We start from the raw sequence: 15,764 nt of genomic DNA, 5'->3' as shown, positions 1-15,764 counted from the left end.
GACGAGTTAGCGTAATCCTGTAAACTCGGATAAGCTTTGTATGAACTGCGGACTATGCTGAGCCTCTCCCCGTCCGGGAAGGGATTGCGCTGAGGCGCTTCCGCTGGCGCAGCGCTCATGAAAGCGCCCCCCCAACCCTCCCGTTAACGGAGAGGAGGGCTAGTCTACCGCCAGCGGGCGCGGCCACCTGCACCTTCCCGCCACTCCCCTTGCCCGACTTCACCTTCCTATGTACCGTAGTGTCCGATAAGGTTCAATCATAGGCGGTTCACACGCGATGAATTCAGTCGTTACCCAGATCGGCGATCTGGCCGAGGCCGGCGAACGGATGATCGAGCGATTGCGCCGCAAGGCCTTCCTGCCCGAGAGCCGCAAGGGGCTCAACGTGCGCGTCGGCATCGCCGAGGCGGCGCAGCTGCTCAGCTGCTCGACCAACCGCATCCGCATGGCCGAGGACGACGGGCGCCTGCCCCCTGCCCCCGCCTCCGAGACCGGGCGGCGGCTCGGCTATACCATCCCCGAGCTGCTCCACATGCGCGAGGTGCTGGGCGCCTCCCCTGCCCGCGCCCCGCTCGACGTGCCAGCGATCGTCGCGGTGCAGAATTTCAAGGGCGGTGTCGGCAAGTCGACCGTCACCACCCACCTCGCGCACTATCTCGCGGTGCAGGGCTATCGCGTCCTTGTCGTCGACTGTGACAGTCAGGCGACCACCACCACGCTGTTCGGCTTCAACCCGCATTTCAACGTCACCCGCGACGAGACGCTCTACCCCTATCTGTCGATCGACCCGACGCAGACCGACCTCAATTACGCGGTCAAGCGCACCCCCTGGCCCAACGTCGACCTGATCCCGAGCAACCTGGAGCTGTTCGACGTCGAATATGAGCTCGCCGCGGCGGGCAGCGACGGCGGCTCGGTGCTGGCGGCGCGCTTCCGCAAGCTCAAGCGCGGCCTGTCTGACCTCGCGCGCGACTATGACATCGTGCTGCTCGATCCCCCGCCCGCGCTCGGCACGATCAGCCTCGCCGTGATGCAGGCGGCCAACGCGCTGCTGGTGCCGCTCGCCGCGACCACGCCCGATTTCTGCTCGACGGTGCAGTTCCTGTCGATGATGGACCAGGTGCTTCACCAGCTCACCGGCGCGGGGATCGACGTCGACTATCAGTTCGTCCGGCTGATCTGCTCCAAATACGACGCCAACGATCCCAGCCACGCAATGGTGCGCGCGATCATGGAGCAGAGCTTCGGCGCCGCGCTGCTGCCGGTGCCGATCCTCGACTCGGCCGAGATCAGCCATGCCGCGATGCGGATGATGACGATCTACGAGCTCGACAGGCCGATCGGCACGCCCAAGACGCACAAGCGCTGCCGCGCCAATCTCGACGAGGCGCTGCGCCAGGTCGAGCAGCTCGTCCGCCATGGCTGGGGCCGGGTCGAGCCCGCCAGCGAGGAGGCGGTGATCCATGCCGCGGCATGACGCTGTTCCGGGCCAAGCGGGGCTGTCCTACATGCCCCCGTTCCGCCTATGTTCCGTGACGGAGGTGCGCCATGGCACGTAAGCAATCCGACTATCTCGCCGCGCTGCTCGCCGAGGAGGCGGAAGGCCCTGCCCCCTCCCCTTCCCGTTCGCCGGTCCGCGAGGCCGCGCCCGAGCGCGCGCGCGCAACCACTTTGCTGGGGCGCGAGTCGGCGTTGGCACGGGTGGCGAGCGGCGAGGTGCGCCAGGTCACCCAGCTGCTGCTCGATCCCGCGCGCGTGCGGGTCTGGTCCGGCAACGCGCGCAGCTACGCGCATCTCAGCGAGGCGAGCTGCCGCGAGCTGATCGACTCGATCATCGCCGAGGGCGGGCAGAAGGTGCCTGCGGTGGTGCGCCGGGTCGAGGGCGATCCCGCGCACGACTATGAGGTGATCGCGGGGACGCGGCGCCACTGGTCGATCAGCTGGCTGCGCGCGAACAGCTACCCGGATCTGCCCTTCCTGGCGCAGGTGGCGCAGCTCGACGACGAGGCCGCCTTCCGCCTCGCCGACCTGGAGAACCGCGCGCGCGCCGACGTCTCCGACCTCGAGCGTGCGCGCAACTATCGCGCCGCGTTGGCGACGCATTACGGCAACCACCAGACGCGCATGGCCGAGCGGCTCAAGCTCTCCAAGGGCTGGCTGTCGAAGATGCTCAAGGTGGCGACGCTGCCGGACGAGGTGATCGCCGCCTTCGCCAGCCCGGCCGAGGTGCAGCTCAAGCCCGGCTACGCGCTGGCGCAGGCGCTCGACGACCCGCGATCGGCGGCCGCGATCCTCGCCGAGGCGCGCGTGCTCGCCGCGGATCAGGCGTTCCGCCGCGAGCAGGCGGTGACCTTGTGGGGCGCGGCCGAGGTGGTGCGTCGCCTGCTCGCCGCACCGCTGGTGCGTAGCGGGCCGGCCGAGCCCTGGACGTGGCACGGGGCCGCGGGGCGCCCGGCGCTGACGATCCAGTCGGCCAACCGTCAGGGCGTCACGGTGCGTCTCCATGCGGGCTCGGGCGCCAGCGTCGACGAGCTCGCCGAGGCGCTGCGGGCGGCACTGGCGCATCTGGAGGACGAGGGCAGGGGGCTGCGGCCGTGACACCGCGGCGCCCCGCCGCCCGGGGCGTTTCCCCGGGGAAACGCGCCGGCGACTCCGCGGCGAGGGCGGAGCGGTGGCCGCTATCCGAGATGCGTGGTGTTTCCCCGGAGAAACGTCGCCCACGCGGATCTGGCAAGCAGGGCGGCAAGATGGTCCGTATGGGTCGCACTGACGATGTTTCCCGGGGGAAACACGACACGGCACTGAGATATGGCTACTGGTCGCATCCCATATGCTGCGGTGTTTCCCCGGGGAAACACGGGCCCTGCTTCTCTCATACATCTCCCCGAAGCGACCGCGGAGAGCTGGCATGACTCGCGCCCGCCGCGAGGCCGTGTCGGATCAGTTCGAGCTCTTCCTCCCCTATCTCGCCGACCTGCCGCTGCGCGACCAGCGCGAGATGATGGAGCGCCCGTTCTTCAGCCTCGCCAAGTCCAAGCGGGTCAAGCCGATCGATTATCGCTCCCCCGACGGCAAGACCTGGGTGCATGTCTCGGCCAGCGCCGAATATGGCATGGCCACGATCTGGGACGCCGACATCCTCATCTACTGTGCCTCGATGCTCGCCGACATGGCGCGGCGCGGGGCGAACGACGTGCCGCGCAAGCTCCACGTCATGCCGTTCGACCTGCTGCGCGCGATCGGGCGCGAGCCGACCGGACGCGCCTATGAGCTGCTCGGCCAGGCGCTCGACCGCCTCGTCGCGACCACGGTCAAGACCAACATCCGCGCCGACGCGGGCGCGCCGGCCAACGCACGGTCGCGGCGCGAGGCGACGTTCAGCTGGCTCGACGGCTGGGCCCAGTTGGTCGACGAGCGCACCGAGCGCTCGCGCGGCATGACGATCGAGCTGTCCAACTGGTTCTACGAGGGCGTGCTGATGTCGGGCGGGGTGCTGTCGATCGACCGCGCCTATTTTGACATCACCGGCGGACGCGAGCGCTGGCTCTACAAGGTCGCGCGCAAGCATGCCGGCGGGGCAGGGGAGGGTGGCTTTGCCATCTCGCTGCCGACGTTGTTCGAGAAGTCCGGCGCCGAGGGCCAGTATCGCCGCTTCAAGTTCGAGATCGCCAAGATCGCCGAGCGCGACGAACTGCCCGGCTTCGCGCTGGCGATCGAGCCCGGCGAGGGCAAGCGCGAACCCGCACTGCGTATGCGTCGCCGCGCCGAGGATGCGGGGCGCTCGACTTCGATCGCCGCGCCACGATCACCTGCCACCGCCACACCCGCTGCAGCATCGGCTGAAGCATCGCCGATCGGCGCCGTCACGCCCGCCGCGCCCGGGGGCAGGGGGAGGGAGGCGCACGAGCTCGCGACCGCTGATCTCGACGTGGGCGCGCTGGTCCGCCGCAGCGTGACCAGCCTGTCGACCCGTGCCAGCTTCGGCGAGATCACCGCGGCGACGCTGGCGACGCTCCGCGCGGAATGCCCTGGCTGGGACTATCAGACGCTCCACGCCGACTTCCGCACCTGGGTCGAGGCCGATGCGGCGCGCACCCCGGTGAGCTACCAGAGCGCCTTCATCGGCTTCGTGCGCCGGTTCGACGCCAAGAATCGCCACCTGCTGCGCTGAGATCCACCACGCATAGAGGGCGCGCGTTCCCGATGTATCGGCTCGCTCCGTCCCCTCGTTTCCACCATAACGGGTCGAGCGCTGCCTCTGAACGTGCGCGCGCACCGCGCGCCACCAACTGATTCAAACTCCGCGGCGTAGCAGGTCGCTGATCCGAACCGTCGACACATCGGGAACACCCGTCGATACATCGGGAACGATCCGTCGATACATCGGGAACGCACGCGTCGATACATCAGGAACGTTTCGACGATACATCGGGAACGCCGTCGACCTCGCGACTCGCGCGATTTCACCTTCTTACGCAGCATCGGCGCGGGCTTAACCTCTTAACTCCCTATCTAACCCTCTAACCCGGGTGAGATGTTGAGCTCAGGTGGAAGAGAGAAGGGCAGGAGGTTCACGCCGGTACGCCACGCCCAACCGACGCGTCGCCGTCGCACGCCGTGCCAACAGGGCGCGGACGTAGCGGGCTGCAGCGCGCTCGTCGCCGAAGTCGCGCCGCAACCGCCGCCCGCGCGTCCCCATCCGCCCCCAATGCGTCTCGACGACGATCCGCCCGAACAGGTCTCGCGCGGCCGTCACCGACCAGCGCCGGCGCATCCCAAGGGCATCGTCGACCGCGACCAGCTCGAGCGTGTCGTAGGGCAGCGTCTCCATGCGGCGATGCTAGCGTAGGCGCGAACGTCCGTCCGACGACTTGTCTGACTCACTCGGTTGCGATTAAGTCACCGGATCGATCGCAAGCGGAAGGTGCACTTCGGGACGGGAACGGCGAGGCCTGGTTTCTTCGTTGTGCACCACGCATCCGAGATGGCGCGGTGGGGCGGGCCGCCCCTTCTCACTCAGGATTGGAAGGTATACGATCCGGCCAGATGACGCCGACGATCCTGCCGGGCGCGTGAGCCTCTTACGACGAGGACGAGCGAGCGGTGGCCGCGGGACCGATGATCGACCGCGTCAACGACGGGGTCGTGCGAGACGTGGGGCCGAGCCGACATCGCGTCCACACCTGACGCGCCGCCGATCACGTCATCACCGGCACCGGTGCCCCGCCGTCGTGCCACCGGGCAAGTGAGACGATCGGCGGGACGGCTGGCGCCGTGCCAGCGGAGGATCGGGCGGGGGCAGGGGAGGGGGCCCGGGTCACGCGCGCGGCGGACGGCGCCGCGCGACGCGCTCAGAACTGCACGCGCGCCTCCACGTAGAGCACGCGCCCCCTGATGCCGTAGCGCGAGGCGTCAAACGGCTTCATGTCGATCTGAACCTCCGCTGGCACCGGGTGCCCGTTCGCGGTCAGCGTGGGCAGTCGCCACATCCTCGGTGCCAGCCTACCCTTCGCCTGGAGAGCGCGCTCGACTCCCACCGAGCCTATCTGACCTTCATGCTGGATGCCGACAACCGCGGCATACTGCTCGATTACGCGACCACCCTGCGGCGATGGTGCGCAGCATTTCCCTCGAGGAGACCCGGCAGGTGGCGCAGGCCGCCCTCACGCCGGACGATTTCGTCTAGTCGATCGCCGGCGACCTGCGCAAGATCGAGGCGGAGGTCCGCGCGCTGAACCTTGGCCGGTGGAAGTGCAGGACGTCTATGGCAAGTGGATACGGTGAGCGGGGCGCTTCGGGAGGTAGCGGCGCCCGCTCGCGGGAACCCACGCTTGATCGCGGTCGTCGGTCGGGCCGATAGCGTCGCATGCACTGGTTCTATCTCGCGGGCGCGATCGGGTTCGAGATCGTCGCCACCTCCGCGCTGAAGGCGGCGGCCGGATTCACGCGCCCGCTCCCCTCCGTCGTCGTGGTCCTGGGCTATGTCGCCGCCTTCTACTGCCTGTCGGTCGCGCTGCGGGGCATCCCGATGGGCATTGCTTATGCCATCTGGTCGGGCATCGGTATCGTGGTGATCTCGCTCGTCGGGCTCCTGGTGTATCGCCAGCGGCTAGACGCGGCGGCGCTGCTCGGCATCGCGCTGATCCTGGCGGGCACGCTCGTGATCAACCTGTTCTCGGGCGCGCGGCACTGAGCGTCGGGCCGGCCGGGGCCGGGATGGGCGGCGACCGTCGAGGGCGGCACGGGTGGAGCCGGACTCGCGACAGGGTCGGCACGGCGCCGCCGCGCACGCGGTCGCGTCAGGGCAACGTCAATCGGAACGTGGTGGGCGCGGACTCCACCAGCGTCAGCGTGCCTCCATGCGTGAACGCGACCTGGCGCGCGAGACTCAGGCCCACGCCACTGCCGCCGACCTTGCTGCTGTAGAACGGGCGAAAGATCCGCGCCGTGTCGCCGGGCGGGACGCCCGCCCCGCTGTCGCTGACCTCGACAATGGTCGCGGCCGCCGCTCGTACGACCCGCAGCGTCACCTGCGGCGCGTCGGCCGCGCGCGCGGCCTCGGCGGCGTTCTGGAGCAGCGCCCAGATGGCCTGGCTGAGCTGATCGGGGTCGACCGACGCGCGCGCGTCGAACGCGGTCGCGAGCGTGAGCGGCACCTCGGGCCAGCGCCCGGCGAAGAGCCGCGCGAGGTCGCGCGCGAGCGCGGCCAGATCGGTGTCGGTGCGCACCGGCGCGGGCAGGCGCGCGAGCGCGTGGTAGCTCTCGGCGAAGCGCTGCAGCGCCTCGGCGCGCCGCGCCAGCGTGGCGAGGATGTCAGCCAGCAACATCGGGTCGGCGGCCGGCGCGCGCAGCGCCGCGACGCCGCTCTCCGCCAGCGAGGCGATCGGGGCCAGGCCGTTGAGCAGTTCATGGCCGAGCACGTGGATCATCTCGGCGCCCGCGCGCGCCTCCGCGGCCCGCTCCTCCTGCTCCACGTCGATCAGCGCGGCGACCGCTCGGGTCGGGGACACCGCGACGCGGTCGATCCGCCACGCCCTGTTCTCGTGGAGGAGATGGGTCGCGGTCGCGTCCAGCAGCGCGGCGGGCGGTGGCAGCACGCGGGCGTCGGTGGCGAACAGCCGGCGCGCGGCGCGGTTGAGCGCGCGGGCGCCACCCGGCTCGATCTCGAGCAGCGGCGTCGGCGCGGCGTCGAGCAGCAGCGGCGGCAGCGTCGATCCGGCCGGTCCGGCGGCGATCGACGGCGCTACCGCGCGCGTCCTGCCCATCTCTGCCCGGAGCAGCGCGAGCTGCCACGCCGCCACCAGCAGCGCGCCCGTGAGCGAGGCCCAGAGGCCGCGTTGCGCCGCCAGGGCCGCCGTCGCGCCGCAGCCGCACAGCAGCGCCCCCGCCAGCAGCGCGCGCGCGCCCGCGCTAGAGCCCATGCCGCGCCATCCGCCGGTACAGCGCGGCGCGGCTGAGCCCCAGCGCCGCCGCGGCGTGGGTGACGTTGTGGCGGGCTGCGCGCAACGCGGCCGCGATCACGGCGCGCTCGGTCGCGGCGAGATCGGCGGAGGGCGGGGCGACAGTTAGGCCCGGGGGGCCGGCCGGCGCGAGCGCGGCGTGATCGATCACCGGCCCCTCGGCGAGCAGCACCGCGCGTTCCACGACGAGCGCGAGCCCGCGCACCTCGTCGGGCCAGCGCGTCTCGCGCACCAGCTGCTCGGCCGCGGCGCTCAGCGCCACCGGCGCGCGGCCGAAACGCTCCGCCGCGGCCTGGACGAAATGGCGCGCCAGCAGCACCGCGTCGTCGCCCCGCGCCGCCAGCGGGGGCATCGCCAGCTCCACCGTGGCGAGGCGCCGGCGCAGCGCCGGGGTCAGCGCGTCCGGCCGGTCGACCACCGCCAGGCAGCGCGGCCCGGATCCGAGCCGCTCCAGCAGACGCGCCTGCGCCACCGCATCGAGCCGGTCGGCGTGGCGCAGGATGACGCTGGCCGAGGTGCCGAGACGCTCCCAGGCTGTCGGATCGCGCAGGTCCACGAGCCCGGCCGGCGCCGGATCGCCCGAGCGGGCGTGGAGCGCGCGCGCGGCGAGCGTGCGACCGCTGCCGCTCGGGCCGAAGAGGGTGACACCGGCGCGTGTCGGCGCGACGCGCGCGATCACCGCGCGCAGCTCGCGCATCGCCGCGCTCTCGCCGAGCAGGCGTGGCGTCTCCTCGGGTGGCGCGGTGAATGCGCGTCCGGGCGCCGCGACAGCGGGTGCCCCCGGTGCCCGTGCGATCGCTTGCTCCACCTTGGCGGCGAGCTCGGCGTTGCGCCACGGCTTCATCACGAAGTCGCGCGCGCCGGCCCGCATCGCCTCGACCGCGATCCGCACGCCGCTGTGCGCGGTGATCACCAGGACGCAGGCGGCGGGATCGTCGGCGAGCAGCCGCGACAGGCAGGCGAGTCCGGCGGCGCCGTCGGTCTCGCCCGGCGCGAAGTTGAGGTCGAGCAGGATCGCGTCGAAGCGACGCCGCGCCAGCAGCGAATAGGCCTCGATCGGCGCCGGCGCGACCTCGACCCGGTGTCCGGCGAGCCTGAGCGCGATCGTGAGCGCGCGCGCCACCGCCTCCTGGTCCTCGATCACCAGGATCGTGCGGCGGCTTGACTCGCCCGCGCCCTGTCCGGATCCGGACGGATCGTCCGCGACGCCGTCCGCCTGCTCCGGTTCCCTGCTGCTAACCCACTGTTCCGCCATCATTTCCCTTGGGGCGCCCGATCGGTGACACTGGCGCCATGATGACCGATCAGGCGGTGGGCGCAATGGCGGCGACAAAGGTGGCATCGGGCGCGCCGACGAAGGCACCGCAGGGAGCGGCGATGGACCGGCGGCTCGAGCGTGCGCCGCGCGTCTGGTGGCGGCGGCGTGGCGCACTCGCCGCGGCGGTGCTGGCGCTGCTCGCGCTGCTGCTGTGGCGCGCGCTGCCGGCCAGCGGCTCGACCGACATGGTTGTCGCGGAGACCGAGATCGGCGCCGTCATGCGGGCGCCGTTCGCCGACTATCTTCCGGTCCGCGCCACCGTGGCGCCGCGCGTCACTACCCTGGTCGGCGTGCTCTCGGGCGGGCAGGTCGAGCGACTGCTGGTTCAGGACGGCATGCTGGTCGCCGCAGGGCAGCCGCTGGCGACGCTCGCCAACTCCACGCTCCAGCTCGACGTGCTGACGCGCGAGGCGCAGATCGCGGGCCAGCTCGGCTCGCTCGCCGGCGAGGACCTGGGGATCGAGCGCAATCGGCTCGACCGTTCGGCGCAGGTCGCGCAGGCACGCTACGACCTGCTCAAGGCCGAGCGCGAGTTCGACAAGCGCCGCCAGCTGCACGACCAAGGCCTGCTCGCCGACGCGGGGCTGCGCAGCTACGCCGAGGAAGTGGCCTATCAGCGCGAGCGACTTGCCCAGCTCCAGCGCGGCGGCAGCGCGGAGGCGCGCATCACCGCGACGCAGGGGGCACGTCTCGACGACACGCGGACGCGGCTCGAGCGCAACCTGGCCGCGGTGCGCGCCGGTCTCGACACGCTGGTGGTGCGCGCGCCGGCGGCTGGGCGGCTGACCAACTTCACGCTCCAGCCCGGGCAGACGCTCAGGCCCGGGGATCCCGCCGGGCAGGTCGACAGCGAGGGATCGTGGAAGCTCGAGGCCGACGTCGACGAATATTATCTCGGCCGCGTCGTCGCCGGCCAGCGCGCCGCCGCGGGCGGTGCCGCGCTGACCGTCGCCAAGGTGTTGCCCGCGGTCAAGGACGGGCGCTTCCGCGTCGAGCTGGCGTTCGACCGCGCACCCGCCGACCTGCGCCGCGGCCAGACGCTTGACGCGCGCATCACGCTCGGCAGCACCGCGCCCGCTTCGGTCGCCCCGGTCGGCGGCTGGCTCGAGTCGGGTGGCGGCGGTGCCGCGTTCGTGCTCGATCCCGATGGGCGCCACGCGCGCCGCCGCGCGATCCGGGTCGGGCGGCGCAACCCCGAGCAGGTCGAGATCCTCGCCGGGCTCGCGCCGGGCGAGCGCCTCGTGCTCGGCAACACCGCCGCGATCCGCGGTGACGTCATCAACCTTCGTTAGCAGAGGACCTTCCGTGATCCGGCTCGAGCACATCCAGCGCCGCTACGTCTCCGACGAGGTCGAGACCACCGCGCTCGCCGACATCGATCTGCACGTCGAGGCGGGCGAGTTCGTCGCGATCATGGGCCCGTCGGGCTGCGGCAAGTCGACGTTGCTCAACACGCTCGGCACGGTCGACCGGCCCAGCGCCGGCCGCTATCTGCTCGACGGCGACGATCTCGCCGCGCTGCCCGAGAAGGCGCTCGCGCGCTTCCGCGCCGCGACGCTCGGCTTCGTGTTCCAGAGCTTCAACCTGATCGACGAGCTGACGATCGAGGAGAATGTCGCGCTCGGGCTCGCCTATCGCCGCGACCGCGCGACGCGGGACCGGCGCGACCGTGTCGCCGCGGCGATGGACCAGGTCGGCATCGCGCACCGCGCGCGCCACTTCCCGCACCAGCTCTCGGGCGGGCAGCAGCAGCGCGCCGCGATCGCGCGCGCGATCGTCGGCGATCCCAGGCTGATCCTCGCCGACGAGCCCACCGGCAACCTCGACACCGCCAATGGCGAGCAGGTGATGGACATCCTCGCCGGGCTCAACGCCGCGGGCGCGACCATCGTGATGGTGACCCACTCGCCCAGCCACGCCGATCTGGCGCGGCGCCGCATCGACATGCTCGACGGCCGCATCGTCGCCAGCGCCATGCGCGCGATCTGAGCGCGGCACGTGGACCGCTACGCCTGGCTGCACCTCTATCGCGCGTTGACGCGCCAGCGAGTCTACGCGTTGGTCAACGTCGGCGGACTGGCCCTGGGCATCGCCGTCTTCCTGGTGCTGGCGCTCTTCGTCCGTTTCGAGACCAGCTTCGAGCGCTGGCTGCCGCACTATCGCGAGATCTACCGCGTCCAGACCGAGCTGCGCGTCGCGGGCAGCCCGCTCAACGGCGCCTATCCCGGCACCATGGCGGGATTGCTCGAACAGCTGCGCGCCGATTTCCCGGGGACCCTCGGCACGCGGATCCGCGGCGGCCGGGGGGGCGGCAGCGTGCTGCGCGGCGATCGCGCGGTGCGCGACGACGTCGCGCAGGTGGACGCCAGCTTCCCCGACGTGTTCGCGCTCCCGATGCTGCGCGGCGACGCGCGCCGGGCGCTCGCCGATCCCGGAGCCGCGCTCATCAGCCGCGCCGCGGCGCGCCGCTACTTCGGCACCGCCGATCCGATCGGGCAGACGCTGACCGTCGCCGTCGATGCCCCCGCGCCCTATCGCGTGGGCGGCGTGTTCGAGGACCTGCCGGCGAACACCGACCTGCGCTTCGCCATCCTCCTGCCGCTGCCGGCGACTCCGCCCCCGGCCGAGTGGATGTGGTATCGCTGGGGCAGCGCGGGGGTGGAGACCTACCTCCGCTTTCCCGACGCCGCCGCGGCGCATCGTTACGCCGCCGCGCTCCCCGCCTTCGTGCGCCGGCGCGCGGGGCGCGACCTCGGCCCGGATCCGGCGGCGGTGATCGCCCTGCCGCTGCTGCCGCTCGCGCGCGCGCACCTTCAGCCGAGCGGCCCGCAGAGCGCGGGACGGCGGCTGACCGTGATCGCGCTCGGCAGCGTCGGCGTGCTCGCGCTGCTGGTCGCGATCGTCAATTACGTGAACCTCGCCACCGCCCGCGCCCATCTGCGCGCGCGCGAGGTGGCGATGCGCAAGGTGCTGGGCGCCGACCGCGCCGCGCTGCTGCGCCAGTTCCTCGGCGAGGCGGTGGCGACGGCCGCGGCCGCGGCGCTGCTCGGCCTGATCCTGGCCGAGCTGGCGCTGTCCTTCGTCAATGCCGCGGGCGGCACCGCGCTCACCATCCCCTATGCGCTGGTCGTGCCCGGCCTGGCGGCCCTCGCCTTGGGGGTGGGGTTCGGCGCGGGCCTGTACCCGGCCGTGCTGATGGCGCGCCACCCTGCCGCGCGGGCCTTGTCCGGGACGCGCGCGCCGGGCGGCGGTCGCGGCGGGACTCGCCTGCGCGAGGCGCTGGTCGCGGTGCAGTTCACCGCCGCGATCGCGCTGGTGGCCGGCACGCTCGTGCTGGCGGCACAGACCGCGCATCTGCGCGCCGCCGATCTCGGCTATCACCGCGACGGCCTGCTGATCGTCACCTCGCTGGCGGAGAAGGGCGTTTCGGCCGAGCGCGCCGCCGCGGTGCTGGCGGCGCTGCGCCGCGTTTCGGGGATCACCGCGGTCGGGGTCGGCTCGGTCGGCCCCGGTGACGCGGGCGCGGCCAGCGTGGACGCGATCCCGCTGCGCGGCCGGCCCGGCCCCGGCGCGACCACGCTGGCGGTCAGCGTCGGGCCCGGCTTCTTCGCTGCCTATGCGCCGCGCCTGCTCGCCGGGCGGTTGCTGGACGACGCGCACGGCGCCGACGACTCGACCGACTGGACGCGCTGGGCGCAGGGACGCAACATCGTCATCAACCGCGCCGCGGTCGAAGCGCTCGGCTTCGCCAGCCCCGCGGCGGCGGTGGGCCGGACGGTGGGCGACGGGCGCTTCACCATCGTCGGCGTGATCGACCGGCTGCGCTTCTTCTCGCCGCGGTCGCCCGAGAGCGCGACCTATTACGCTTATTATCGGTCGCTGCCGCCGACCCCGATCGTGGCGCTGCGCGCGGCCGACCCGGTCGCCGCGACCGCGGCGGTGCGCGCGGCGTGGCGGCGCGTCGCCCCCGACCTGCCGCTGGCGCTCGCGCGCGCCGACCGGCGCGTGGCCGACCTGCAGGTCGAGGACGAGCAGGCGACGCGGCTGTTCGCCGGCGGCGCGGTGCTGGCGGTGCTGATCGGCTGCGTCGGCCTGTCGGGCCTGGCCGCCTTCACCGCGGCGCGGCGCGTGCGCGAGATCGGCGTGCGCAAGGTGCTGGGCGCGGCGAGCGGCGACGTGGCGCGGCTGCTGATCGGCCAGTTCCTGCGCCCGGTGCTGCTCGCCAACCTGCTCGCCTGGCCGCTCGCCTATGTCGCGCTGCGCCGCTGGCTCGCCGGGTTCGCCGATCGCGTCGCGCTGTCGCCGCTCTACTTCGTGGCGGCGGGCGCACTCGCCCTCGCGGTCGCGCTGCTCGCGGTCGCGGCGCAGTCGCTGCGGGCGAGCCGGTCGCCGCCCGGCTGGGCGCTGCGCCACGACTGATCCCCCGCTCGAACCGGAACCGCCTGATGTACCGCTACGCCCTCGTCACGCTGTATCGCTCGCTCACCCGGCACCGCCTGTACGCGGCGCTGAACGTCGGCGGGCTGGCGCTCGGGATCGCCGTCTTCCTCGTGCTGGCGCTCTACGTCCGCTTCGAGACCAGCTTCGAGACGTGGTGGCCGCGCTACGGCAGCGTCTACGTCGTCGAGACCGTGTGGAACCTGCCCGAGAGCCCGGTCAATGGCGCCTATCCCGAGACGATGGGCGGGCTGCTGGAGGAACTGCGCGCGGACTTTCCCGGCGTGGTGGGAACGCGCATCCGCGGCGGGGAGGGCGGGGGCAGCGTGCTGCAGGGCGGGCGCGCGACGCGCGAGGACGTGGCGCAGGTCGATCCTTCCTTCCCCGACGTGTTCGCCGTGACGATGCGGCGCGGCGACGCCAGAGCGGCGCTCTCGCGTCCCGACGGCGCGCTGATCAGCGAGCGCGTGGCGCGCCGCTACTTCGGCAGCGCGGACCCGATCGGCCGGCCGCTGACGATCTCGATCGACATGACGGGCAGCTACCGCGTCGCCGGCGTGTTCCGCGACCTGCCCGCCAACAGCGACCTCAAGCTCGGCGTGCTCGTCGCCTTGCCGCGCGCCGCGCCGGCGTCGAACTGGTATCATTGGGGCAGCACGGCCCTGCAGACCTATCTGCGCTTCGACACGCCAGCGGCGGCACAGGCGTTCTCGGCGAAGCTTGAGGCGTTCACCAACCGGCGCGGGCGCGAGCTGGCCGAGCCGGGCAAGCCGGCGTGGCAGACCCAGCAGCTTCGCCTGCTGCCGTTGGCGCGGCTCCATCTAGAGCCGCAGGGACCCGCCAGCGGTGGCCGGAAGGTCACCGTCACCACGCTGGGCCTGATCGGCACGTTGACGCTGCTGATCGCGAGCGTGAATTACGTCAATCTCGCCACCGCGCGTGCCGGACTTCGCGCGCGCGAGGTGGCGATGCGCAAGGTGCTGGGCGCCGACCGCGCGGCGCTGATCGGGCAGTTCCTCGGCGAGGCGGTGCTGACGGTCGCCGTGGCGGCGCTGCTCGGGCTGATCCTCGCCGAGCTCGGCCTGCCGTTCGTCAACGCCGCCGGCGGCACGTCGCTGACCATCGCTTACGCTCCGATGATCCCCGCCCTGGTGCTGCTCTCGCTGGTGATCGGCGTAGCCGCGGGCCTCTACCCGGCGGTGCTGCTCGCGCGTGTACCTGCGGCGGCCGTGCTCGCCGCCGCACGCGCGCCGGGCGGCGGACGCGCCGGCAGCCGCACGCGCGCGGCGCTCGTTGCCGCGCAGTTCGCGCTCGCGATCACGTTCGCGATCGGGACCGCGGTGCTGATGGCGCAGACGCGCCATATGCGCCAGGCCGATCTGGGCTTCCGCCGCGAGTCGATCGTCGTGGTGCGCGCGACCGCCGACGACACGCTGCGACCGGCCCAGCGGCGCGCGGTGATCGCCGCGCTGGCGGCGGTGCGCGGCATCACCGTCGCGAACGACGCACCCGGCGGCAGCGGCCTTGCCAACAGCGACAACGTGCCGCTGCCCGGCGTCGCCGGGTCGGGCCCCTCGCTCCGCTGGGTGATCGTGGGACCTCGCTTCTTCGAGACCTACGGCGCGAAGCTGATCGCCGGCCGGCTGTTCGATGCCGCGCGCGCGTCCGACGACGCGCAGACGCGCGACCCCGGCCAGCCCAGCGCCATCGTCATCAATCGCCGGGCACTCGCCGCGCTTCGGTTCGGATCGCCCGAGGCGGCGATCGGGCGGACCGTCGGCGGGGATCGCCCTCGCACGATCATCGGCGTGGTCGAAGACCTGCGCTTCGCCTCGCCGCGCGAGCCGCAGGCGCCCACCTATTACGTCTTCTACCGCGACGCTGCGGCGTTCAGCGCGGCAGTGGCGGGGCTGCGCGTTGCCGGTGATCCGCGCGCGGCGCTCGCGGCGGTGCGCGCGACGTGGCAGCGGATGGTGCCGCAGGTGCCGTTCGACGGCGATACTGCCGATCGCCGCCTCGCCGGCTTCTATGCCGCCGATGAGCGCGCGACGCGACTGTTCGTCATCGGCGCGGGGCTGTCGATACTGATCGGCTGCGTCGGGCTCTGGGGGCTCGCCTTCTTCACCACGGCCCGCCGCGTGAGGGAGATCGGCATCCGCAAGACGCTCGGCGCCTCCGCCACGGACATCGTGTGCCTGTTGATCGCGCAGTTCCTGCGCCCCGTGCTGCTCGCCAACCTGATCGCCTGGCCGCTGGCCTATGTCGCGCTGCGCCGCTGGCTTGCAGGGTTCGACGACCGGATCGCGCTCTCGCCGGCCTATTTCGTGGCGGCGAGCGGCGCGGCGGCGCTCGTGGCGATGCTCACCGTCCTCGGCCAATCGGTCCGGGCGAGCCGTGCCGCTCCCGCCTGGGCGCTGCGCCACGACTAGGCGGACGGCGACGGGGGCCAGGGGGATTGATCTCGCGACCTCGCACCGTTCGACCATCGTCCTTCGCCGCCGGCGCGGGCACGCCGCGACCGATCAGGCGACGATCGCGGCGCGGCGGCT

At 72.5% G+C, this 15,764-nt stretch carries 12 protein-coding genes; 8 read left to right on the top strand and 4 right to left on the bottom strand.

Annotated features, from left to right (window positions below; all coding sequences use genetic code 11):
* Positions 1-277 precede the first annotated feature (277 nt).
* The 3 genes from FHY03_RS18365 to FHY03_RS18355 all read left to right on the top strand — a co-directional run bounded on the left by FHY03_RS18365 (position 278) and on the right by FHY03_RS18355 (position 4,171).
* Entirely contained in the window at positions 278-1,477 is a 1,200-nt protein-coding gene (locus tag FHY03_RS18365; protein ID WP_183931973.1) for an AAA family ATPase, read from the top strand.
* 71 nt (positions 1,478-1,548) lie between these two features.
* Positions 1,549-2,598: a ParB/RepB/Spo0J family partition protein gene (locus tag FHY03_RS18360; protein ID WP_183931972.1), complete on the top strand. Its 1,050-nt coding sequence runs from the start codon at positions 1,549-1,551 to the stop codon at positions 2,596-2,598.
* Positions 2,599-2,908: 310 nt separating this feature from the next.
* Positions 2,909-4,171, top strand: coding sequence for a replication initiator protein A (locus FHY03_RS18355; protein ID WP_183931971.1), 1,263 nt, complete (start codon positions 2,909-2,911; stop codon positions 4,169-4,171).
* Between the two features lie 372 nt (positions 4,172-4,543).
* Here FHY03_RS18355 and FHY03_RS18350 read toward each other — a convergent pair whose 3' ends face one another.
* Positions 4,544-4,831: a WGR domain-containing protein gene (locus FHY03_RS18350; protein WP_183931970.1), complete on the bottom strand. Its 288-nt coding sequence runs from the start codon at positions 4,829-4,831 to the stop codon at positions 4,544-4,546.
* A gap of 520 nt (positions 4,832-5,351) precedes the next feature.
* Entirely contained in the window at positions 5,352-5,489 is a 138-nt protein-coding gene (locus FHY03_RS18345) for a hypothetical protein (protein WP_183931969.1), read from the bottom strand.
* A 377-nt stretch (positions 5,490-5,866) separates the two neighbouring features.
* Here FHY03_RS18345 and FHY03_RS18340 point away from each other — a divergent pair, with 377 nt between their 5' ends.
* Positions 5,867-6,193 (top strand): multidrug efflux SMR transporter, encoded by a 327-nt coding sequence (locus FHY03_RS18340; protein WP_183931968.1) that lies wholly within the window; start codon positions 5,867-5,869, stop codon positions 6,191-6,193.
* A 106-nt stretch (positions 6,194-6,299) separates the two neighbouring features.
* Here the strand turns inward: FHY03_RS18340 and FHY03_RS18335 are convergent, their stop codons facing one another.
* Positions 6,300-7,421, bottom strand: coding sequence for a PAS domain-containing sensor histidine kinase (locus FHY03_RS18335; protein WP_183931967.1), 1,122 nt, complete (start codon positions 7,419-7,421; stop codon positions 6,300-6,302).
* A complete protein-coding gene (locus FHY03_RS18330) occupies positions 7,411-8,604 on the bottom strand; it encodes a response regulator (RefSeq protein WP_311722291.1) in 1,194 nt (397 codons plus the stop codon). The genes FHY03_RS18335 and FHY03_RS18330 overlap by 11 nt, the downstream gene beginning before the upstream one ends.
* A gap of 149 nt (positions 8,605-8,753) precedes the next feature.
* Here FHY03_RS18330 and FHY03_RS18325 point away from each other — a divergent pair, with 149 nt between their 5' ends.
* Genes FHY03_RS18325 through FHY03_RS18310 form a run of 4 tightly spaced genes read left to right on the top strand, consistent with a single transcriptional unit; the run spans position 8,754 to position 15,644 of the window.
* Positions 8,754-10,070 carry an efflux RND transporter periplasmic adaptor subunit gene (locus tag FHY03_RS18325; protein WP_260159404.1) on the top strand — a complete coding sequence of 439 codons (1,317 nt, stop codon included), beginning with the start codon at positions 8,754-8,756 and terminating at the stop codon, positions 10,068-10,070.
* A 13-nt stretch (positions 10,071-10,083) separates the two neighbouring features.
* Positions 10,084-10,767, top strand: coding sequence for an ABC transporter ATP-binding protein (locus tag FHY03_RS18320; RefSeq protein ID WP_183931965.1), 684 nt, complete (start codon positions 10,084-10,086; stop codon positions 10,765-10,767).
* A gap of 9 nt (positions 10,768-10,776) precedes the next feature.
* A complete protein-coding gene (locus tag FHY03_RS18315) occupies positions 10,777-13,197 on the top strand; it encodes an FtsX-like permease family protein (protein ID WP_183931964.1) in 2,421 nt (806 codons plus the stop codon).
* A 26-nt stretch (positions 13,198-13,223) separates the two neighbouring features.
* The gene (locus FHY03_RS18310; protein ID WP_183931963.1) at positions 13,224-15,644 is read left to right on the top strand and encodes an ABC transporter permease; all 2,421 of its coding nucleotides are present in this window, start codon (positions 13,224-13,226) and stop codon (positions 15,642-15,644) included.
* The last annotated feature ends 120 nt before the right edge of the window (positions 15,645-15,764 follow it).

Origin of the sequence: Sphingomonas sp. BK345 (assembly GCF_014193845.1) — a bacterium.
In the GTDB taxonomy this organism is placed as follows: domain Bacteria; phylum Pseudomonadota; class Alphaproteobacteria; order Sphingomonadales; family Sphingomonadaceae; genus Sphingomonas.
This window is presented reverse-complemented; position numbering and strand designations above follow the sequence as displayed.

Excerpts from the sequence above, each read along its gene's own strand:
- FHY03_RS18365 (WP_183931973.1), top strand. The coding sequence starts at position 278 with ATGAATTCAGTCGTTACCCAGATCGGCGATCTGGCCGAGGCCGGCGAA.
- FHY03_RS18360 (WP_183931972.1), top strand. The coding sequence starts at position 1,549 with ATGGCACGTAAGCAATCCGACTATCTCGCCGCGCTGCTCGCCGAGGAG.
- FHY03_RS18355 (WP_183931971.1), top strand. The coding sequence starts at position 2,909 with ATGACTCGCGCCCGCCGCGAGGCCGTGTCGGATCAGTTCGAGCTCTTC.
- FHY03_RS18350 (WP_183931970.1), bottom strand. The coding sequence starts at position 4,831 with ATGGAGACGCTGCCCTACGACACGCTCGAGCTGGTCGCGGTCGACGAT.
- FHY03_RS18345 (WP_183931969.1), bottom strand. The coding sequence starts at position 5,489 with ATGTGGCGACTGCCCACGCTGACCGCGAACGGGCACCCGGTGCCAGCG.
- FHY03_RS18340 (WP_183931968.1), top strand. The coding sequence starts at position 5,867 with ATGCACTGGTTCTATCTCGCGGGCGCGATCGGGTTCGAGATCGTCGCC.
- FHY03_RS18335 (WP_183931967.1), bottom strand. The coding sequence starts at position 7,421 with ATGGGCTCTAGCGCGGGCGCGCGCGCGCTGCTGGCGGGGGCGCTGCTG.
- FHY03_RS18325 (WP_260159404.1), top strand. The coding sequence starts at position 8,754 with ATGATGACCGATCAGGCGGTGGGCGCAATGGCGGCGACAAAGGTGGCA.
- FHY03_RS18310 (WP_183931963.1), top strand. The coding sequence starts at position 13,224 with ATGTACCGCTACGCCCTCGTCACGCTGTATCGCTCGCTCACCCGGCAC.